General features: G+C 59.2%; 15 protein-coding genes, 1 other RNA gene and 1 pseudogene. 8 read left to right on the plus strand and 9 right to left on the minus strand.

All coding sequences use genetic code 11. The annotated features are described in order from the left end of the window. Positions 1 to 52 precede the first annotated feature (52 nt). From rpsA to gyrA, 7 genes are all read right to left on the minus strand, one after another. Positions 53 to 1,738, minus strand: coding sequence for a 30S ribosomal protein S1 (rpsA, locus tag AC1DYQ_RS00820; RefSeq protein ID WP_457280054.1), 1,686 nt, complete (start codon positions 1,736 to 1,738; stop codon positions 53 to 55). Between the two features lie 150 nt (positions 1,739 to 1,888). Next, positions 1,889 to 3,877, minus strand: a complete 1,989-nt coding sequence (locus AC1DYQ_RS00825) for a bifunctional 3-phosphoshikimate 1-carboxyvinyltransferase/cytidylate kinase (RefSeq protein ID WP_477685175.1) — start codon at positions 3,875 to 3,877, stop codon at positions 1,889 to 1,891. 11 nt (positions 3,878 to 3,888) lie between these two features. Continuing rightward, entirely contained in the window at positions 3,889 to 4,767 is an 879-nt protein-coding gene (locus AC1DYQ_RS00830; protein WP_457280056.1) for a prephenate dehydrogenase, read from the minus strand. Positions 4,768 to 4,800: 33 nt separating this feature from the next. After that, positions 4,801 to 5,883 carry a prephenate dehydratase gene (gene pheA, locus AC1DYQ_RS00835; protein ID WP_477685176.1) on the minus strand — a complete coding sequence of 361 codons (1,083 nt, stop codon included), beginning with the start codon at positions 5,881 to 5,883 and terminating at the stop codon, positions 4,801 to 4,803. Positions 5,884 to 5,966: 83 nt separating this feature from the next. Further along, positions 5,967 to 7,073, minus strand: coding sequence for a 3-phosphoserine/phosphohydroxythreonine transaminase (serC, locus tag AC1DYQ_RS00840; protein WP_477685177.1), 1,107 nt, complete (start codon positions 7,071 to 7,073; stop codon positions 5,967 to 5,969). Further along, positions 7,070 to 7,645: a DUF2059 domain-containing protein gene (locus AC1DYQ_RS00845; RefSeq protein ID WP_477685178.1), complete on the minus strand. Its 576-nt coding sequence runs from the start codon at positions 7,643 to 7,645 to the stop codon at positions 7,070 to 7,072. The genes serC and AC1DYQ_RS00845 overlap by 4 nt, the downstream gene beginning before the upstream one ends. Further along, positions 7,645 to 10,293 (minus strand): DNA gyrase subunit A, encoded by a 2,649-nt coding sequence (gene gyrA / locus AC1DYQ_RS00850; RefSeq protein ID WP_477646286.1) that lies wholly within the window; start codon positions 10,291 to 10,293, stop codon positions 7,645 to 7,647. The genes AC1DYQ_RS00845 and gyrA overlap by 1 nt, the downstream gene beginning before the upstream one ends. Before the next feature lie 252 nt (positions 10,294 to 10,545). On the opposite strand from gyrA, the gene ompA reads away from it, so the two are divergent. From ompA to AC1DYQ_RS00885, 7 genes and pseudogenes are all read left to right on the plus strand, one after another. Then, positions 10,546 to 11,184, plus strand: a complete 639-nt coding sequence (gene ompA, locus AC1DYQ_RS00855; protein WP_457280061.1) for an outer membrane protein OmpA — start codon at positions 10,546 to 10,548, stop codon at positions 11,182 to 11,184. Positions 11,185 to 11,250: 66 nt separating this feature from the next. After that, positions 11,251 to 11,958: a bifunctional 2-polyprenyl-6-hydroxyphenol methylase/3-demethylubiquinol 3-O-methyltransferase UbiG gene (gene ubiG / locus AC1DYQ_RS00860; protein ID WP_477685179.1), complete on the plus strand. Its 708-nt coding sequence runs from the start codon at positions 11,251 to 11,253 to the stop codon at positions 11,956 to 11,958. Positions 11,959 to 12,039: 81 nt separating this feature from the next. Then, positions 12,040 to 12,705, plus strand: a complete 666-nt coding sequence (gph, locus tag AC1DYQ_RS00865; protein WP_477685180.1) for a phosphoglycolate phosphatase — start codon at positions 12,040 to 12,042, stop codon at positions 12,703 to 12,705. 12 nt (positions 12,706 to 12,717) lie between these two features. Further along, positions 12,718 to 13,104, plus strand: a transfer-messenger RNA (tmRNA) gene (gene ssrA / locus AC1DYQ_RS00870). A gap of 173 nt (positions 13,105 to 13,277) precedes the next feature. After that, positions 13,278 to 14,516, plus strand: coding sequence for a tyrosine-type recombinase/integrase (locus AC1DYQ_RS00875; RefSeq protein ID WP_457280064.1), 1,239 nt, complete (start codon positions 13,278 to 13,280; stop codon positions 14,514 to 14,516). A gap of 222 nt (positions 14,517 to 14,738) precedes the next feature. Further along, complete coding sequence (locus tag AC1DYQ_RS00880) at positions 14,739 to 16,634, plus strand: sensor histidine kinase (protein ID WP_477685181.1); 1,896 nt, start codon at positions 14,739 to 14,741, stop codon at positions 16,632 to 16,634. 67 nt (positions 16,635 to 16,701) lie between these two features. After that, positions 16,702 to 16,994: pseudogene (locus AC1DYQ_RS00885) on the plus strand (pseudouridine synthase family protein); the annotation flags it as partial. 96 nt (positions 16,995 to 17,090) lie between these two features. Here AC1DYQ_RS00885 and AC1DYQ_RS00890 read toward each other — a convergent pair. Next, entirely contained in the window at positions 17,091 to 17,768 is a 678-nt protein-coding gene (locus AC1DYQ_RS00890) for a hypothetical protein (protein ID WP_457280066.1), read from the minus strand. A gap of 176 nt (positions 17,769 to 17,944) precedes the next feature. Here AC1DYQ_RS00890 and AC1DYQ_RS00895 point away from each other — a divergent pair, with 176 nt between their 5' ends. Then, positions 17,945 to 18,487: a putative pterin-binding protein gene (locus tag AC1DYQ_RS00895; protein ID WP_477685182.1), complete on the plus strand. Its 543-nt coding sequence runs from the start codon at positions 17,945 to 17,947 to the stop codon at positions 18,485 to 18,487. Positions 18,488 to 19,283: 796 nt separating this feature from the next. On the opposite strand, the gene AC1DYQ_RS00900 is transcribed toward AC1DYQ_RS00895, so the two are convergent. Beyond that, positions 19,284 to 19,994, minus strand: a complete 711-nt coding sequence (locus tag AC1DYQ_RS00900; RefSeq protein ID WP_477685183.1) for an alpha/beta hydrolase — start codon at positions 19,992 to 19,994, stop codon at positions 19,284 to 19,286. Between the last annotated feature and the right edge of the window lie 4 nt (positions 19,995 to 19,998).

The raw sequence follows: 19,998 nt of genomic DNA on the forward strand, positions 1-19,998 counted from the left end.
CTGTACAGCGATGCAATCCGCCGGGGGCGTATCACACCGCTGCACGGTCGCCTTACTTCTCGTTGTTGTCCAGCTTGGCGCGCAACAGGGCGCCAAGGTTGGTCAGGCCGGCGCTTTCGCGCGAAGACTGCTGGCTCAGGGTTGCCATGGCTTCCTGCTGGTCAGCGTTGTCCTTGGCTTTGACCGACAGTTGGATGTTGCGGGTCTTGCGATCCACATTCACCACAACTGCGGACACTTCGTCGCCTTCTTTCAGCACGTTGCGCGCATCTTCGACGCGGTCACGGCTGATTTCGCTGGCGCGGAGGTAGCCGATGATGTCTTCGCCGAGATCGATTTCAGCGCCCTTGGCATCAACAGTCTTGACCTTGCCGGTCACAATCGCGCCCTTGTCGTTGATCGACACGAACGTGGTGAACGGATCGGAATCCAGCTGCTTGATACCCAGGGAGATGCGTTCGCGGTCGACGTCGACTGCCAGAACGATCGCTTCGACTTCCTGGCCCTTTTTGTAGTTGCGAACGGCGGCTTCGCCGGGTTCGTTCCACGAGAGGTCGGACAGGTGCACGAGGCCGTCGATGCCGGCAGCCAGGCCCACAAAGACGCCGAAGTCGGTGATCGACTTGATCGGGCCCTTGACGCGGTCGCCGCGCTTGGTTTCCTGTGCAAATTCTTGCCATGGGTTGGCCTTGCACTGCTTCATGCCCAGGCTGATACGGCGCTTGTCTTCGTCGATCTCGAGGACCATGACTTCGACTTCGTCGCCCAGTGCCACGAGCTTGCTCGGCGCCACATTCTTGTTGGTCCAATCCATTTCGGACACGTGGACAAGGCCTTCGATACCTGGCTCGAGTTCAACAAATGCGCCGTAGTCGGCGATGTTGGTGATCTTGCCGAACAGGCGCGTGCCTTGTGGATAGCGGCGGTTCACGCCCATCCATGGGTCGTCGCCCATCTGTTTCAGACCCAGCGAGACACGGTTCTTTTCGGTGTCGAACTTCAGGATCTTGGCCACGATTTCCTGGCCAGCCGTCACCACTTCGCTTGGGTGACGCACGCGGCGCCATGCCATGTCGGTGATGTGCAGCAGGCCGTCGATGCCGCCCAGGTCAACGAACGCACCGTATTCGGTGATGTTCTTGACGACGCCCTTGACGGAGGAGCCTTCCTTCAGGGTTTCCATCAGCTTGGCGCGTTCTTCGCCCATGCTGGCTTCGACCACGGCACGGCGTGACAGCACGACGTTGTTGCGCTTGCGGTCCAGCTTGATGACCTTGAATTCCATGGTCTTGTTCTCGTACGGAGACAAGTCCTTGATGGGGCGGGTGTCGATGAGCGAGCCGGGCAGGAAGGCGCGTATGCCGTTGACGAGGACGGTGAGACCGCCCTTGACCTTGCCGCTGGTCTGGCCGGTGACGAATTCGCCGGATTCCAGGGCTTTTTCCAGACTCATCCACGAGGCCAGGCGCTTGGCCTTGTCGCGGGACAGCAGGGTGTCGCCATAGCCGTTTTCGACGGAGTCGATGGCCACGGAGACAAAGTCGCCGACCTGGACTTCGAGTTCGCCCTGGTCGTTCTTGAATTCTTCGAGCGGCACATAGGCCTCGGACTTCAGTCCGGCGTTGACGACGACGTGGTTGTGGTCGATGCGAACGACTTCAGCGGTGATGACTTCACCGGTGCGCATTTCAGAGCGCTGGAGCGATTCGTTAAATAGATCGGCAAAAGATTCAGACATGATTTTCCTCATCCACACAACAGGGTTCCAATAGCGGAATTGCTATTGTTTTTATAGCTGCTTGCGGCGGTTGCTTGCGGCCAGACGTTGAATAAGGCTGCGGGTTACGTTAATGAACCTGCTGACCAAGCGCAGGGTGCGCGTCGGGGGTCAGAAGGGCCGGGTGCCTTGCCACCAGTCAATCACCTGATCAACCGATTTTTCAATCGACAGATAGGAATTGTCCAGGGGACGGGCGTCATCAGCAGGCTTCAAAGGGGCGGCCTTTCGCGATGAATCGCGGGCGTCACGTGCCTCTAAATCTTGCTGAATCTCGCTGATTATAGCTGAATTTCCCTTTGAAATCAACTGCTTATGCCGTCGTTCAGCGCGGTGCCGGGCGCTGGCCGTCAGGTAGATTTTGAGCGGCGCATCGGGAAAAATGACGGTTCCCATGTCCCGCCCGTCTGCTACCAGACCGGGCAACTGCCGGAAACTGTGTTGCAGGGTCAGCAGCGCAGCGCGAACCTGGGGATGGGCCGAGACCCGGGAAGCGGCCATTCCGGCAGCTTCGGAGCGGATGGCCTCTGACACATCTTCCGCCCCGAGGAAAATCCGGTCGCCCTGAAAACGAACCGGCATGGTACTGGCGATTTGCGCAACAGCCGCCCCGTCGTCGAGCGAAACGTCGGCACGCAAGGCGGCAAATGCGCTCAAGCGATACAGGGCGCCGGAGTCAAGATAGTGGTAGCCGAGTCGTTGTGCCGTCAAAGCTGCCAGGGTACCCTTGCCCGAGGCAGTGGGGCCATCGACGCAAATCACCGGGATATGGTTGACATCTGCTTTGGCCACCATGAACAGGGCCTCGAAGTAATCCGGAAATGTTTTGCCGACACATTTGGGGTCAAGAATCCGGATGGGCAACCGGGCCGGGTTGAAAGCGGCCAGCGAAAAACACATGGCTACGCGGTGATCGTCGTAGGTGTGAATGGGCGCGGTTTTCCATTCGCCGGACAGGGGCGGGGTAATTTTGAGATAGTCCACCCCTTCTTCCACCGTGGCGCCGAGCTTTTGCAACTCGCAGGCCATCGCGGCGATGCGGTCGGTTTCCTTGACGCGCCAGCTGGCAATGTTGCGCAAGGTGGTGGTCCCCTCGGCATACAGCGCCATCACGGCCAGCGTCATCGCGGCATCGGGAATATGGTTGCAATCCAGATCAATCGCCTTGAGCGGCCACGCACCGCGCGAGATGCGCAATGAATTGGGCGTGCTGTCGATTTGCGCGCCCATCATTCGTGCGGCCTCCACGAAACGGATGTCGCCCTGGATGGAGTCTGCCCCGACCCCCGAAACTTCAATGCCATTTTGGCCTGCAGCGACCGATGCTATTGCGCCAAGCGCTATGAAATAGCTAGCAGAGGAAGCGTCGCCTTCAACATGGATTTCTCCGGGCGACTGGTAGCGGCTGCCGGCGGGGATGACGAACTGCTCCCAGCCTTTGCGCTGCACGTCAATGCCGAAACGTTTGAGCAGCTTGAGCGTGATTTCAATGTAGGGCCGTGAAATCAGCTCCCCCACGACCTCAATGCAGATGTTGTCAACAGCCACAATGGGCAGGGCCATCAGCAGGGCGGTCAGGAACTGGCTGGAAACATCTCCGCGTACCCGGATGGGTTCTTTCAGGTTCAATTGGCCGGAACGCAAGCGCAGGGGCGGAAAACCTTCATTTCCCAGGTAATCGATGGAGCAGCCCAGCTGCCGGAGGGCATCAACCAGGTCGCCGATAGGCCTTTCGTGCATACGGGCCACGCCCGACAGCTCAAATTCCCCACCCAGCAAGGCCAGAGCGGCCGTCAATGGACGCATGGCAGTACCGGCATTGCCCAAAAACAGCTTGACCGGTGTATGAACGTTGCGGCCGCCAAGGCCGGTGATTATCGCGGTACTGCCCTCTTGTTTTACTTCGCAGCCAAGCTGCCTGAGCGCTGTCAGCATCACGGCGGTGTCGTCAGACGCCAGGAGATCGTGAACTGTGGTTTCCCCGTGGCTCAGGGCAGCCAGCAACAAGACGCGATTGGAAATGCTTTTGGATCCGGGCAGGCGGACAGTGCCTCCCGCTCCACTGAGGGGCGGGATGTCCAGGAACTCGATGTCGAACATGAATCGCAGGTTTATTTATGCGATTTTTGAGAAGAGATGCGCCAGTTGGCGCGCGTCTCGCTGGCTTGCTCAATGAGCGCTTCCAGGCCGTCGCCGTTGCTGCTCGAAATGAGTACTTCGAGGGACTGCAGGGTCTGCTGGAAGATCTTGGACTGCGCCAGCAACTCTTCGCGGTTGGCAATCAGGATGTCGCGCCACATTTTCGGATCGCTCGCAGCAATGCGTGTGAAGTCGCGAAAGCCGGGCCCGGCCAGGGACATGTAATCCTTCCCGTGCTCCTGTCCGGTAATGCCATTGATCAGTGCAAAGGCGATCAGGTGGGGCAGATGGCTGACTGCGGCGTACGCAGCGTCATGTGCCTGCGGCGACATCTTGAGGACATGACAGCCCATGGCGGTCCATACGTCGGTGGCTTTTTGCAGCTGGACCGTGAAAGTCCGCTCTATGGGGGTCAGGATGACCTGCTTTCCGTTGTAGAGGTCGACATCGGCGTGTTCGACACCCGACACCTCTTTGCCGGTAATGGGATGGCAGGGAACGAAAGAACCGACGTTGCCCTGCAGGACCCGCCGTGCGGCATCGACCACGTCGCGCTTGGTGGAGCCGACATCCATGATCAGGGTGTTTGGGCCAACAAGATGCCGGATCGCCTTGAAGGTGGCTTCGGTTGCAGAAACCGGTACCGCCAGCAGGACAATGTCAGCTCCGGAGACTGCCAGCAAGGCGGAAGGCGCCTCTACGTCGATGACACCCATCTGGCGTGCGCGCTCGGTCGTCGAAGGCGACTTGCTATAGCCCACCACGCGTTTGACCAGACCGGCGCGTTTGAGAGCCAGCGCAAAAGAACCGCCCATCAGGCCGCATCCAATGAGACCTAATTGTTCAAACATGTCGTGGTACCAGGGGTTTTGTGAGTTCGTGCATTAATCGCTGACAGGATAGGTTCCGAGAACCTTGTAAAAGGCGCACATTTGCTGCAGGTCAGCCAGTGCCGCCTTGACGTGGTCCTGCGACGGATGGCCTTGCAAATCGATATAAAAATAATATTCCCACTGGCCGGAGCGTGCCGGGCGCGATTCAAAGCGGGTCATGGAGACGCCGTGAGCTTTCAACGGCATCAGGATGTCATGGACGGCGCCGGGGCGGTTGGGTACGGAGACCACCAGGCTGACACAGTCTTTGCCGGAGAGGGGCGGGGAGGGCAGTGTTTGCGGCAGGCACACCACGGCAAAGCGCGTGCGGTTAAACGCGTCGTCCTGAATGGCGTGGGCGGCCGTATACAGGCCAAATTGGGTGGCGGCCCGGTCACTGGCAATGCCGGCCCATGCCGGGTTGGTGGAAGCAAGGCGTGCACCTTCCGCATTGCTGGAGGCTGCCCGGCGCTCCACATTGGGCAGGTGCGTGGTCAACCAGCCCTGGCATTGGGCCAGGGCCTGGGGGTGTGCATACACGGCTTCGATACCTTCCAGGGACTCGGAAAGCCGTAGGAGGTTGTGGCGCACCATCAGGCTGATCTCGCCAACGATGTGCAGGGGGGAGTTCAGGAACAGGTCGAGAGAGCGGGACACGACGCCCTCGGTCGAGTTTTCGACCGGCACAACCCCGTAGCTGGCGCTGCCGGCAGCCGTTGCGCGAAAAACCTCGTCGATGCTGACACAGGGAACATGCTCGATGCTGGCGCCAAAAAACTGCAGTGCTGCCTGCTCGCTGAAAGTGCCGGCGGGACCGAGGTATGCCACACGCACCGGAGATTCCAGTGCCAGGCAAGCCGACATGATTTCACGCCACACGGCCGCAACATGCTCATTTTTGAGCGGCCCCTGATTGGCTTGCTGGATCTGCTCAATGACCTGGGCAACGCGATCCGGGCGAAAGAAGGGAGTGCCTTCGCGTTTTTTGACTTCGCCGACCTGCTCGGCGACCAGGGCGCGACGATTCAGCAGGGCGAGCAGTTCTCGGTCCAGTGCATCAATCTGTACGCGTAAATCTGCAAGATGGGTGGTCATGTCAAAGACCACCCGGCCATGCGGCGGGTGCTGCAAACCTGCTGGAAAGGCGAACCATAATGAGGGCGAAAAAACATTTCATCCTAGGCGTGTTTTTGTTCGAATTCTCGCATGTACTCCACCAGTGCCTGGACACCGGCCAGTGGCATGGCGTTGTAAATGCTGGCGCGCAGCCCTCCCACTGACTTGTGACCCTTGAGCTGAAGCAAGCCCCGTGCCTTGGCACCTGAGAGAAACGCGTCGTTCCGTGACTCATCGCGCAAGAAAAATGGAACGTTCATCCGGGACCGGCAGTTTTTGTCGACCTTGTTGAGATAAAACTGCGAGCCGTCAATGGCGTCATACAGAAGCCGCGCCTTGGTTTTGTTGCGCGCTTCCATTGCGGCAATGCCGGTAGCGCCGCCTTCTTGCTGGCACTTGAGCCACGCGAAGGTAAGGCCTGCAATGTAGATTGCGTACGTGGGGGGCGTGTTGTACATGGACTGGTTGTCCGCTACGGTCTTGTAATCAAAGGCGCTGGGGCAAATCGCCAGCGCACGGCCAAGCAGGTCTTCCCGGATGACCACCAGCGTGACACCTGCAGGCCCCAGGTTTTTTTGTGCACCACCAAATGCCAGGCCAACGAGAGACCAGTCAACCGGCCGCGATGCTACATGAGAGGAAAAATCGATGACCAGTGGCGCATCGCTTCCCAAGGCCTTAAGGTCTGGAAGGCTTTGAAACTCCACACCGTGGATGGTTTCATTGGTGCACAGGTGGACGTAGCTTGCGTCCGACCGCAGCTTCCAGCCGGACGGAGGTGGTAGCAGCGTGTGCCCGTTGTCTGCATTGCTCGCAGCGATCTGCGCATCGCAATACTTGCGTGCCTCTTTTTGCGATTTTTCACTCCAGCTGCCTGTTACCACGAAATCGGCCGAACGACCCTCCGAGACATTGATGGGAACAATGGCGTTTTCGGCAAGTCCGCCGCCCTGCATGAACAGGATCTTGAAGTGGGCCGGAATGGCCATCAGCTCACGAAAATCAGCCTCCGCGTTTTCATAAATGGAAATGAACTCTTTTCCACGATGACTCATCTCCATCACGCTCATGCCGCTGCCGTGCCAGTCCAGCATTTCGCCCGCCGCCTGCCGCAAAACCTCTTCGGGCAGGTTCGCCGGGCCAGCGGAAAAATTGAAAGGACGGGTCATTTCTTGGCGGGCGGCTTGCCTGCTCCCGGCGCGGGGCCGGTACCAATGATCTTCAGCGCCACGTCGTCGAACTGCTTGGCACGTGCGAGGACGTCGGCACGGGTGGCCTCCACCAGTTTTTGTACAAAGACATTGCCCAGATCGGGCGCCGTAGCCTGGTATTTCTTGACGGCAGGTGATTCAAAAAAAGCAGCAAGCTGCTGGAGTTCTTCCTGTGTGAACCGTTCTGAATACGCAGGTACCAGCGATTCGGCGCTGACTTTGCTGACCTGCTTGCTGATCAACTTGCTCGCATCATCAACATATTTCTTGAGTTCGGCGTTAAGTTCTTCAGACGCTTTTGGCTGCTTGGCTTTGGGAACATTTTCTTCCATTTTTGGAGCCCATTTAACAATGAGTTCCTGCGCCGTGGTGCCCGCAAGCTGGTTCACCAGCCGGTCAAGCTCCGGTCCTTGCTGTAGCGCGACCACTTTTTTGGCCAGCTCTGTTTTTGGATCTGCGGCCTGCGCGTGAACAGCCGTGGCGCCGCAGGCCATGGCAGCGATCGTGATAGCGGTAAGGAAGATTTTCATCAGGTACTTTCGATGTTGGGGGTGTCTGTGCCGGTACCGGTTTCAGTATCGGGTTCATCCAGCGTGGCATCGTTTTCGACGATGCGCTGGAGGCCGCTTAATTGTGAACCTTCGTCAAGGCCGATGAGCGTAACGCCCTGTGTAGCCCTTCCCATTTCCCGGATTTCGCTGACGCGCGTACGGACCAGCACGCCCTTGTCGGTGATCAGCATGATTTCATCGTCCACGTGAACCAGCGTGGCCGCAACGACCTTGCCGTTGCGCTCACTCTGCTGGATGGCGATCATGCCCTTGGTGCCGCGGCCATGACGCGTGTATTCGGTAATGGACGTGCGCTTGCCATATCCGTTCTGGGTGGCTGTCAGCACACTTTGCTGCTCGTCTTCGGCCACCAGCATGGCGATCACGCCCTGGCCGTCTTCCAGCATCATGCCGCGCACGCCGCGCGCATTGCGGCCCATGGGCCGCACATCGTTTTCGTCGAAGCGCACGGCCTTGCCGCCGTCGCTGAACAGCATCACGTCGTGCTTGCCATCTGTCAGTGACGCGCCTATGAGGTAATCGCCCGCATCGAGGTCCACGGCGATGATGCCGGCTTTGCGCGGGTTGTTGAACTCGTCGAGGGCGGTTTTCTTCACGGTGCCCATGGAGGTGGCCATGAAGACGTACTGATCAGCCGGGAAGCTGCGCTTTTCGCCCGTGAGAGGCAGGACGACGGTGATTTTTTCACCTTCCTGCAGGGGGAACATGTTGACGATGGGACGCCCGCGCGAGCCGCGCGAACCGGCGGGTACTTCCCAGACTTTGAGCCAGTAGAGCCGGCCGCGATTGGAAAAGCACAGGATGTAATCGTGCGTGTTGGCGATGAAGAGCTGGTCGACCCAGTCGTCTTCCTTGGTGGCGGTGGCCAGCTTGCCGCGGCCGCCGCGCTTTTGCGCCCGGTATTCCGACAGCGGCTGACTCTTGATATAGCCGGTGTGGGAAAGTGTCACCACCATATCTGTGGGGGTGATCAGGTCTTCAGTGCTGAGATCGAACGAGCTGTGCTCGATCTGGCTGCGGCGAGCGCCGAGCTTTGTCTGGCCGAATTCCAGTTTGATCGCTGACAGTTCTTCGCCAATGATGATGGAAACCCGCTCCGGTTTTGCCAGGATGTCGAGCAAGTCGTCGATCTCGGCCATGACTTCCTTGTACTCGGCCACGATCTTGTCTTGCTCCAGGCCGGTCAGGCGTTGCAGGCGCATCTGCAGGATTTCCTGTGCCTGCGTTTCCGAGAGGCGATACAGCCCGTCGTTGCCCATGCCAAACATCTTCTCAAGGCCGTCGGGGCGGTAGTCATCGGCGTTGACCACGCCGCCATCGGCACGCGTGCGGGTAAGCATTTCGCGCACCAGGCTGCTGTCCCAGGGGCGCAGCATCAGCTCAGCCTTGGCGACGGGAGGCGTGGGGGCGTTGCGGATGATGGCGATGAAATCGTCAATATTGGCCAGGGCCACTGCCAGGCCTTCCAGTACGTGTCCGCGTTCGCGTGCCTTGCGCAGCGTGAACACGGTTCGGCGCGTCACGACTTCACGGCGGTGCGACAGGAAGACCTGGATCAGGTCCTTCAGGTTGCAAAGCTTGGGCTGGCCATTGACCAGCGCCACCATATTGATGCCGAAGGTGTCCTGCAGCTGGGTCTGCTTGTACAGATTGTTCAGCACCACTTCGGGCACTTCGCCGCGCTTGAGTTCAATCACCAGGCGCATGCCCGACTTGTCGCTCTCGTCCTGGATATGGCTAATGCCTTCGATTTTCTTCTCGTGCACCAGCTCGGCCATGCGCTCCTGCAGCGTCTTTTTGTTGACCTGGTAGGGGAGTTCGTCGACGATGATGGACTGGCGTTGGCCCTTGTCGATGTCCTCGAAGTGGCACTTGGCGCGCATGACCACCTTGCCGCGGCCGGTGCGGTAACCGTCCTTGACGCCGTTGATGCCGTAAATAATGCCGCCCGTGGGGAAGTCTGGGGCGGGCACGATCTCCATCAATTCGTCAATGGAGGCCCCCGGGTTCTTCAGCATGTGAAGGCAGGCATCGACAACCTCATTGAGGTTGTGGGGAGGAATGTTGGTCGCCATACCCACAGCAATGCCGCCTGACCCGTTGACCAGCAGGTTCGGCAAGCGGGTCGGCATGACCAGCGGTTCCTGCTCGCTGCCGTCGTAGTTGGGGCCGAAATCGACGGTTTCCTTGTCAAGGTCGGCCAGCAGCTCATGGGCAATTTTCGACAGACGGATTTCGGTGTAGCGCATGGCCGCAGCGTTGTCACCGTCGACAGAGCCGAAATTCCCCTGGCCGTCAACCAGCAGGTGGCGCAAGGAAAAGTCCTGGGCCATCCGCACAATGGTGTCGTAGACTGACTGGTCGCCGTGCGGATGGTACTTACCGATCACATCGCCGACGATACGCGCTGACTTCTTGTAAGGGCGGTTCCAGTCGTTGTTCAGCTCGTGCATGGCAAAAAGCACGCGCCGGTGTACCGGCTTGAGGCCATCCCTTGCATCAGGCAGGGCCCGCCCAACGATCACGCTCATCGCGTAGTCGAGGTAGCTTCGCCGCATTTCCTCTTCAAGACTGATGGGCAGGGTTTCTTTAGCGAACTGGGTCATGAGCGGCCTGGTTGGGATTTCGAGATTCTTGAAGGAAACCGCTGATTTTAAGGCCGGAGTTTAAAGCGATGGCCTGTGGCGGGACAGCAACAAATGCTGAAGAATCTTAAGTCTGTGTCAGACGAAGCCGATAGCGTGCTTGAAGGTTCAGGCAGGTGTGGCACAATCGATGTAACGCTTTGAGTGATGGTCACTCACGGCGTGTAAATTACTAATCGCAGCCAGTCTGCGGCTTTTCTCTAGAGGAGAACCATGAAGAAACTCAACAAAGTGGCAATGTTGTTTGCTTCCGCAGCGCTTGTTACCGCCGCTGGTGCACAAACTATCGACAACTGGAAAAACGGTTCCAACGAACTGGTCTGGAAAAACGGTACCAACGAACTGTGCTGGCGTGACGCCAACTGGACGCCTGCTACTGCAGCGCCTGGTTGCGATGGCGCAATTGCCCCTGCGATGGCTCCTGCTGCTCCTGCAGCCGCTGGTGCTCCTGCTGCCGCTGCAAAGCCAGCTGCTCCGGTTGCTCCTCCTGCCGCAACGAAAGTTACCTACGCTGCTGACGCATTCTTTGACTTCAACAAGTCAGTGATCAAGCCAGAAGGCAAAGCTAAGCTGGATGACCTGGTCGGCAAGATCAAGGACATCAACCTGGAAGTCATCATTGCCGTGGGTCACACCGACTCCGTTGGTAGCGATGCTTACAACCAGAAGCTGTCGGTCCGCCGTTCGGAAGCCGTCAAGGCATATCTGGTGTCCAAGGGCATCGAGAAAAACCGCGTCTACACTGAAGGCAAGGGCGAAAAACAGCCAGTTGCTGACAACAAGACCGCCGAAGGCCGCGCGAAGAATCGCCGCGTGGAAATCGAAGTGGTTGGCACCCGCGCCAACAAGTAATCCTCTGGGATCGCTTAAAAAACCGCGCTACGGCGCGGTTTTTTTATGCCTCAACGATAATGCCTCATGTCTATCAGCGATAACTTCGACCCTGCCGAGCTGGCGAAATTCTCAGATCTGGCCCACCGCTGGTGGGACACCGAGAGTGAATTTCGCCCCCTGCACCAGATCAATCCGCTCCGCCTGGGGTGGATAGAAGGCCTGGTTCCCCTCAAAGGACTGCGCGTATTGGATGTTGGATGCGGTGGCGGCATTCTGGCCGACGCCATGGCGCGCAAAGGCGCCGATGTCCTGGGCATTGATCTGGCCACCAAAGCCCTCAAAGTCGCCCAGCTTCACGCTCTTGAGGCTCAAACCGAGGGGGTTCAATACCGCGAAATCAGCGCAGAAGCTCTTGCGGCTGAGAAACCTGGCAGTTTTGATGTGGTGACCTGCATGGAAATGCTGGAGCACGTGCCTGACCCGTCCTCCATCGTCAAGGCCTGCGCAGCACTGGTTAAACCCGGCGGATATGTGTTTTTCTCCACCATCAACCGCAACGCCAAAGCCTTTCTGTTCGCCATTGTGGGTGCTGAATATGTGCTGAACATGCTGCCCCGAGGTACCCATGAGTACGCCAAACTCATCAAACCCAGCGAACTCGCTGGCTATTGCCGTGCTTCGGGCCTTTCGTTAGAGCAAACCCGGGGCATGGAGTACAACCCCCTGACGCGTCACTACTGGCTGAGTGCGGACACCAGCGTTAATTACATGCTGGCCACGCAGAAAGACTGAAATTCGGGCTGGGTTTCGCGCCCAGACCCCGAATCCTGCCCTGATCCCGTCTTTGTCCTCTCATTAGTTAGTGTCCCAGACATGTTCAACAACATAGCCGCCGTCCTGTTCGATCTGGACGGCACTTTGATCGACAGCGCCCCCGACTTGGGCGCCGCCGCCGACAAAATGCGCACAGACCGGGGGCTTGAGTCGCTCCCCCTGGCGCTTTACCGCCCCATGGCCGGCGCCGGTGCACGCGGCATGATCGCCATCGCTTTCGGCCTCACACCCGACGATGCCCGTTTCGCCGACCTCAGGGAAGAGTTTTTCCGCAACTACGAGTCACGCATGACCGAAAACACCTCGGTGTTTGACGGGGTGGCCGAACTCATTGCGCAAATCAGGCAGGCTGGCCTGAAATGGGGAGTGGTCACCAACAAATCAGCCCGGTTTACCGTGCCGCTGACCAAAGCCATGCCACTCTTTAACACCGCCCAGACCATCGTCAGCGGCGACACCACCCCGCATGCCAAGCCGCACCCGGCGCCGTTGCTGGAGGCTGCCCGCCAGCTTGATGTCGCGCCTGAACGCTGTATTTACGTCGGCGATGATGAGCGCGACATCGTCGCAGGCCGCGCGGCGGGCATGCCTACCGTGGCCGCCGCCTACGGTTACCTCGGCAAAACGGCTGACACCGACGGCTGGAAAGCCGATGCCACCATCGCCGCGCCCGGCGCCCTCTTGAATTTGCTGCGAATGGCGTAAACTAGGCCTCCTGGGGCTGCATTGGTTTCGACGTGGGTTCGGACGCGGTGTGGTGCATGTCGAGCTGAGTGTGCTCGTAAAACAGATTCAAACAAACTAACTGCAAACGACGAACGTTTCGCACTCGCTGCTTAATTGCCAGTGAGCTTTACAACAGCAGGCCGATGGGCTGGGCAAGGGGTGTTTAGCGCAAGTTAAACGCTCCCGGCTGTAAAGATAATTTCATCGGCTGGCTCCGGGCTGGGTACCTTAACCCGGGGCAAGAAAATAGGGTGCTGGCGTCCTGTGTAGCGTGCGACTGCGCGACACAGGTGGCGAGACTCAAATCAGACCGCTAAACATGTAGATCTGCCCGAACAAGGCTTGCGGACGGGGGTTCAAATCCCCCCAGCTCCACCATATATCAATCTGGCGTAGTCCAGAGAAGTCCAAAAAGACCGGTTTTCTCCTCTAAAGCCGGTCTTTTTTTGTCTGTACTCGTCCAATACGATTTATTGACATCCCGATTCAAAAGGGGGAACAATGCGGGGAACAAAACCCGATTTTCGGGTGTTCAAGGATTCTGTTCCCCCATGTTGACTGAAATTCAATGCCGTAACGCGCAGTGTCCCCCGGAGCGCGCGCGTGTCCGCTTTACTGATTCGGGGGGCCTGTACCTCGAGGTTGCGCCGAACGGGTCCCGCCGCTGGTTTTGGAAGTACCGGCGCGACGGAAAAGAGGGGCGGATGGCCTTTGGCAGCTATCCGGACGTGTCCCTTAAAGCCGCACGAAACGCTCGCGACGCAGCGAAGGCGCAGAAGGCAATCGGGGTCGATCCTGTCCAGGCCCGAAAGGTCGCTAAGTTGACGGCAGGCAATCCGAGCGGCGAGTCCTTTAAGGTCGTGGCCCTGGAATGGTTCAACAAGCAGAAGCCGTTGTGGAGCGAAGGGCACGCGACCAGGTCTCTACGCCAGCTCGAGCGCGATTTGTTTCCCTGGGTGGGGGAACGACGGATGAGGGACATCGGCCCGACCGAACTTCTCGCGACGCTGCGCAAGACCGAGGAGCGCGGCGCCATTGAGACTGCCGACCGGGGCTTGATGCTCTGCCGGCAGGTCTGGCGGTACGCCGTCGCAACCGGCCGGGTGGACCGAGACATAACGGGCGACCTAAAAGGAGCTCTAACCCCTTACCGCGGAACTCACTTTGCTGCCATCACAGACCCAGTCCAGTTTGGCGACCTGCTGCGTGCCATCAAACTTTACAAAGGTGGACCGATTGTGCGTGCAGCCCTGCAGCTAGCTCCGCTGCTATTCCAGCGCCCAGGTGAGCTGCGCGCAGCGACCTGGTCTGAAATTGATCTGGAAGAGGCTCTTTGGACCATTCCGGCGGAGCGAATGAAGCGCGGAAAAGACGGCAAGGAGTTTGGCGACCCGCACTTGGTGCCGCTGTCACGCCAGGCCGTAGAGATTCTGAAAGGCCTTCATGGATACACCGGGCACGGCGTGATGGTGTTCCCAGGTGAGCGAAGCCACGAGCGGCCTATTTCTGAAAACAGCGTGCGCACTGCGCTGATCACCATGGGCTATTCATCAGACATTCACACTTGGCACGGCTTTCGAGCAACGGCGCGCACCATGTTGGCTGAGCGCCTCGAGATCGACCCGCTGATCATTGAAGCCCAACTCGCGCATGCCGTGAAAGATGCAAACGGTCGGGCCTACAACCGCACTCAGTACCTGAACCAACGACGGAACATGATGCAGGCTTGGGCTGATTACCTAGACAAGCTGCGAGAGGGGGTCAAAATCGTTCCCCTGCTGGCGGCTTAGCCGCTCGCTAAGTCGGGGATATCTAGGGAGTCGTGAGGTCCTTGCGACAACCGCTTCAGCGACCGCAGCGATTCTACTTTCGCGGAACTAATACCAACAATGGCATGGGAAAGCAGGCAACCAGCACTGCCACAATGAGCGCATACTGGTTGATGATCTACACCACGACATGAATGCGGCGCAGCGCCTTCGCTTGCGCAAGCCCGGCATCCTGCCACCGCCATGACCTCACCAGCTATTAAGCTGGGGTTCCGCGCGCGGATCATTCTGCTGCTGGTGGCGCTCACCGCGCTGCTGCCGGCTACAGTCGCAATGGGCTTCTTGTTCCAGCAGCGCGACCATGACATCGCCCAGGCCGGGTACAGCCTCGCCGCGCTCGCGCGCAGCGCGAGCAATGACCTACGGGCCAAAATTCAGGGCACCCACCAATTGCTGTTCGGGCTTGCCCAGTCGCGCGAGCTTGATGTGGAGGAGCGCGGCGCCTGCTCGGCCTACCTTGCCGAAGTGCTGAAGCAGCATCCGCAATACACCAGCATCCTCACGATCAAGCCGAATGGCGACTTGCACTGCGACTCGCTGCGCACCGGCCGCAAGCTCAACCTGGCCGACCGCGCCTATTTCCAGCAGGCCATGGTGTCCACGGCACCGGCGCTGGAGCCGGTCATTGGCCGTCTCACCGGTATCGGCGTGGCGCAGGTGGCCCAGGCCTCGCGCGACCCACAAGGCAAGGTGCGGTTCGTGCTGCTTGCGTCCATCAACCTGGACCAATTCTCGCGTGATGTCTTGGCGGCACAGCCCTATTCCGACACGGCCATCACCCTGTTTGACCGCGCCGGTGTCGTGCTGGCTTCCCGCAGCACGCGCGTCGGGGTGCCACGCACCAACCGGCCCATGCCAGGAATATCTTTGGCCGATACCACCCTCGGCCGGTTCGCCGTCAAGGGTCATAACGGCGATATAGCCGAGTTCGCTGGCCCGGCGGGGGTGCGGCGGGTCTGGGCCCTGGGTACGCTGCCGCCGCCATGGGACGCAGGGATACTGATCGCGCTGGGCGTGCCGACCCAGGACCTGGCAGCCGACGCGGAGCACCGCGCGCGGACTGTGCTTGCGGGCGTTGTGGGTGCAGCGCTGCTGGCGCTACTGCTGGCCTGGTCGCTTGTAGAGCTGGGGGTCCGCCGCCCGCTGGGCCGGATCGTGAAGGGCACGGCCCGGTTCAGGAACGGTGACTTGGGCGCGCGCATCGGACCGCCCTACCCGCGCGGCGGAATCGGCGATTTGATGCGCGCCCTGGACAACACTTCCAACGAAGTTCAGACGCACCAGCAGGATATCCAGCATCTCAATGACGGGCTGGAAGAGCGTGTCAGGGTCCGCACGGCGGAGCTGGAAACCGTCAACCAGGAGCTGCAGGCGTTCTCGTACTCGCTGGCGCACGACCTGCGCCAGCCGCTGATCACCATCAGCGGGTTCTGCGGTCAGTTGCGCAGCACGTTGCAGCCCGGCGCAAGCGAGTTGCAGGACCACTACCTGAGCCGCATCCAGGCCGGTGTGCAGAAGATCAACGAATTGTCAGACGCCATGGCGTCCCTGGCTCGTCTCTCACTCCCCCACCTGGCGAGTGGCGCGGTGGACGTCAGCGCGATCGCCAGCGCCGCGCTTGCGGCCTGCCAGCAGCGTGATCCCGACCGCCTCTCCGACATCCATGTTCAGGCCGGCCTTCAGGCCACCGCGGACCCGGCTATGCTGACGCTCGCCATCGATCATCTGGTCGACAACGCCTGGAAGTTCACGCGTGGACAGGACCGCGCGAAGATTTCCGTCGGTTGTGCGCGCTATCCTGACGGCACACTGATCTACCATGTCAAGGACAATGGCATCGGGTTCGATATGGCGCATGCCGGCAAGCTGTTCAGCGCCTTCCAGCACCAGCATCTCGGGTCGGATTTCCCGGGCACCGGGATCGGTCTGGCGAGCGTGCACAAGATTGTCACGCGGCACGGCGGTAAGGTCTGGGCAGACTCCGCGCCGGGAGAAGGCACCACGTTTTACTTCACGCTGGGTACTGCACCACGTAGCCCTCCGGCGGCTATGTCGGACCCGGTCTCGGCCCTCGAATGAGAAAGTCAAATGGCCACCAGCTGCCGCACGCCGTTGGCTTCCATGTCCTTACCCTGGCCGCGCGCCCCCGGTGGACGACAAGCAGGTGGCCAAACTGCTGGCCGGCGTTGTGCTGGATGACGACCCCAAACCCGTTCGAGCTGCGGCCTGCGAGAAAACCGGCGACAACCAGTTAAGCCTGACCTTGACGGAAGGCAAATACCACCAGGTCAAGCGCATGGTCGCCGCCGTGGGCAACCGGGTGGAAGAGATCGGCGGCTTGCACCGCTCGCGTATCGGTTCGCTGGATCTGCCGATCGACCTGAAAGCGGTGAATGGCGCTGGTTGACGGTGCAAGACCTGACCCGCATCGCGGCCTGAGTACCGCCCTGCGCCAAATGCCGTCGGGGGGGTGAAGCAGCAGAGCCTGGCATTCCTTTGCCAATGCAGGATGCCCGGCACATCCACTGGCTCTGCCTATCGCAGTTCGGCTGGGCGGGTGTTGGACTGTATGAGAAACGAGTCATGCCAGTGATTGGGCATGCTGCTGGTGTGATCCTGGTCCCTGAGTGTGCGGATGCGGCGCTGTTGCGCCAGCGTTTTTTTCAGGCTGATGCGGGCGACTTCGAGGATCGCTTCTTCACGCTTGAGATGCCGGGCTTTTGTGGCCTCTTCGCCGAAAAATTCATTGCGAAGTACGTCGGGGTCCGGCAGCATGGACGGGTTGAGCACCGCGTAGGAAATGCCGCACTGCGCCAGCAAATTCCTTTTCAGGCTTCTGGCTTTTTGGGGGAGTCCGAAGGACTTGGGTACGTCCACGCAGCCGACTACGTGGCCGTCGCTCGCGCAAACTGAAAATGTGCAGGTGGTGTTCTGAAGCAATTCATACCAGTACAGGCTGTTTTCACTGGCATTGGGCCTGGTGAAACGAGTTACCGGCGTCTTGACCAGGACATGGTGATCGTCAAAAGTGCTGTTCATCCAGTGCCAGGTTCGCAGTTCTTCGCTATTCATCAACACTCGCGCATGCAGGGGCCAGTGTTTGGGAATGCGGCGTTTCCCCGGGTTTACCCATCGCGACCACAACCTGTACCATTCGTAGATGCGCTCCATACGGGGCTGCTCTACTGGCGACCATTCTGAGTTTCTGTGCATGACGAACTCCTGGTTGTTACGGGTTTTTACAATGTGCGCTTATTTACGTACCTTGTATTCAAATTCATCAGATTAATTGGCAATTTGTTACCAATTATTAAGATTGCGTGACTTATTGAACATAGGCCCATCGCTGAATTGGCCCCGTGAAACTTGCAAAAAGAGGAGTGCAATCAATGGATAAACGCAAATTTATGGGTGTGGCGGCATGGGGAGCCGTCGCTTTGCCTGAGCTGGCGCAGGCACAGCTGGCGCCCAAGGCGCTCCGAGGTCCGACATTGTTGACCGTCAGTGGGCTAATAGGTGCGGGCAACCGCGGCGCCCTCGATACCGCGCTTGACCAGATGATGGCCAAGCAGAAGATCAAATTCGACAAGGCGCACGCCTTTGACTTTGCCGCACTCACCGCGCTGCCGGCCGTCACCATCAAGCCGACGCTGGAATACGACAGCAAGCCGCACACCCTCAAGGGCCCCTTGCTGGCCGATGTGATGAAGGCCGCCGGCGTGAAGTTGACTGACAGGACGACGCTTTTCCTGCGCGCGGTAGACGGTTATGCCGCCCAGGTCACCGCCGCCGAGGCCGGCAAATACCGCTTCATCGTTGCCACTCACCTGGATGGTCAGCCCATGGCGCCGGCTCCCACTGGGTTGAAGAGCGAGAGGCGTAGCCCGGTTCTTTACCGCGTAGGTGTGGCGCCCGCAGCCGACTTGACATAAAGCGCAGCGACTGGCACCAAAGGGTGCAGCCAGGCCGGGTTACGCTAGTGTGGATGAATACAACTCTCTGTTTAATCTATTCAGAGGATGTGATCGTCAAGCTCGCTGCCTAGAATCGCCTGCTGGGGCTTCCTGTCTATTCTGTTGGCTGAATTTCCTGTTGCTAGCCCCTCGCTCCAACTGGCCGCTTTCGTGGTAGTTGAATTCAAACACTAGGTGCTTACCGCGCTTAAGCACCTGTTGCTACTTTTCGAGCGCGCCAACTAGGAGAGTTACATGAAATTTTCATTTGTAATGGCAATTTTCTTTGGGCTTTTCTTGTCAGCCTCAAGTAGCTTTGCCGATGCAGTTGATGTATGAACTTCATCGTTTCCCCGAGTAAGGGGTTGCTGGTAGTTCAACAAGAAAAACCGGGATGACCCGGTTGCCGCTGTATTACAAGTCCCCTCACACCGGGATGGGGCCTTGTGGAGGGATTCAGCGGCTATCGCCTCCTCAATATGGACGAATATGGACAAGCTGTTTTGCCTTCCGGGGAGTGCGCCGCTAGAAATCGTCGTAACGGTTTCGCACTTGTCTAAACCTATGGTTCGGAAAATACTCGTTCTAAATAGCGGGGGAACAAAAGGGGGAACTGACGATGGTTGATCGAATAGAAATGTAGATGGAGCGAGGGCTCCAAGACATCTTGCGGTAGTCCCCAGCCATAACGACCAAGGCCGCTTGCTGAATTTCAGCAAGCGGCCTTTTTCATGGCCTGGCGCACATTCGCGACACAGGGTATGCCGACGGCTTTTCATTTGGGCGTCAGCGGCCCCAAAAAAAACTCCATCGCCAGCGCCACCACAGGAGGCTCAATCCGGTGCGGGCCATTGAAGTCCACCGTGGTGACGTCATAACCCGCAGCTTTGAGCTTTTCCGCGTGGGGGTGTGCGCTGGTCTCTATCGGCAATTGCGCGTCTTGCAGGCCATGCGCGATGAAGATGCGGGGCGTGCCTTCTTGTGTGAATACCGACATGAAACCGCCTGAGAAAACAATCACATGGCTGGCGATGTCGCCATTGGTGACGCCTGACGAGAGTGCGTAACTTCCGCCGTCGGAAAATCCGGCGAAAGCCAGATGGGTCGGGTCTATCGCAAACCTTGAAGCGACTTCCGCCAGGGCCTTGTCCAACCGTTCCAGGTCAGGGCCGTTGCCGCCTATGACGATGTCCCAGGTCGGAAACTGCGACTGCGGCAGCAACAGCAAGAACCCCCGCTGCTGTACATGCTCGATGAGGAAGGGCAGCACCTTGTCGGCGCTGCCGCCTGCGCCGTGGAACATCACCAGCAGAGGCGCAGGCGCATCGGGCCTCAGGCCGTCGGGCACGATCAGTACGGCGTCGCGCTCTTCGGCAATGCCCAGGTTGTACCGGCCCGCAGGCAAGGGGTTTTGATGGGGCCGTGGGCCGGGGCGAAATGCAAGCCGTCCCAACAGCGCGCCACCCAGAAGCGACATGTCCAGCATGGTT

Source organism: Polaromonas sp. P1_F4 (assembly GCF_056405675.1).

What these genes read in the sequence shown, in the direction of transcription:
- rpsA (WP_457280054.1), bottom strand. Translation starts at nt 1,738, where the DNA reads ATGTCTGAATCTTTTGCCGATCTATTTAACGAATCGCTCCAGCGCTCT.
- AC1DYQ_RS00825 (WP_477685175.1), bottom strand. Translation starts at nt 3,877, where the DNA reads ATGTTCGACATCGAGTTCCTGGACATCCCGCCCCTCAGTGGAGCGGGA.
- AC1DYQ_RS00830 (WP_457280056.1), bottom strand. Translation starts at nt 4,767, where the DNA reads ATGTTTGAACAATTAGGTCTCATTGGATGCGGCCTGATGGGCGGTTCT.
- pheA (WP_477685176.1), bottom strand. Translation starts at nt 5,883, where the DNA reads ATGACCACCCATCTTGCAGATTTACGCGTACAGATTGATGCACTGGAC.
- serC (WP_477685177.1), bottom strand. Translation starts at nt 7,073, where the DNA reads ATGACCCGTCCTTTCAATTTTTCCGCTGGCCCGGCGAACCTGCCCGAA.
- AC1DYQ_RS00845 (WP_477685178.1), bottom strand. Translation starts at nt 7,645, where the DNA reads ATGAAAATCTTCCTTACCGCTATCACGATCGCTGCCATGGCCTGCGGC.
- gyrA (WP_477646286.1), bottom strand. Translation starts at nt 10,293, where the DNA reads ATGACCCAGTTCGCTAAAGAAACCCTGCCCATCAGTCTTGAAGAGGAA.
- ompA (WP_457280061.1), top strand. Translation starts at nt 10,546, where the DNA reads ATGAAGAAACTCAACAAAGTGGCAATGTTGTTTGCTTCCGCAGCGCTT.
- ubiG (WP_477685179.1), top strand. Translation starts at nt 11,251, where the DNA reads ATGTCTATCAGCGATAACTTCGACCCTGCCGAGCTGGCGAAATTCTCA.
- gph (WP_477685180.1), top strand. Translation starts at nt 12,040, where the DNA reads ATGTTCAACAACATAGCCGCCGTCCTGTTCGATCTGGACGGCACTTTG.
- AC1DYQ_RS00875 (WP_457280064.1), top strand. Translation starts at nt 13,278, where the DNA reads ATGTTGACTGAAATTCAATGCCGTAACGCGCAGTGTCCCCCGGAGCGC.
- AC1DYQ_RS00880 (WP_477685181.1), top strand. Translation starts at nt 14,739, where the DNA reads ATGACCTCACCAGCTATTAAGCTGGGGTTCCGCGCGCGGATCATTCTG.
- AC1DYQ_RS00890 (WP_457280066.1), bottom strand. Translation starts at nt 17,768, where the DNA reads ATGCACAGAAACTCAGAATGGTCGCCAGTAGAGCAGCCCCGTATGGAG.
- AC1DYQ_RS00895 (WP_477685182.1), top strand. Translation starts at nt 17,945, where the DNA reads ATGGATAAACGCAAATTTATGGGTGTGGCGGCATGGGGAGCCGTCGCT.
- AC1DYQ_RS00900 (WP_477685183.1), bottom strand. Translation starts at nt 19,994, where the DNA reads ATGCTGGACATGTCGCTTCTGGGTGGCGCGCTGTTGGGACGGCTTGCA.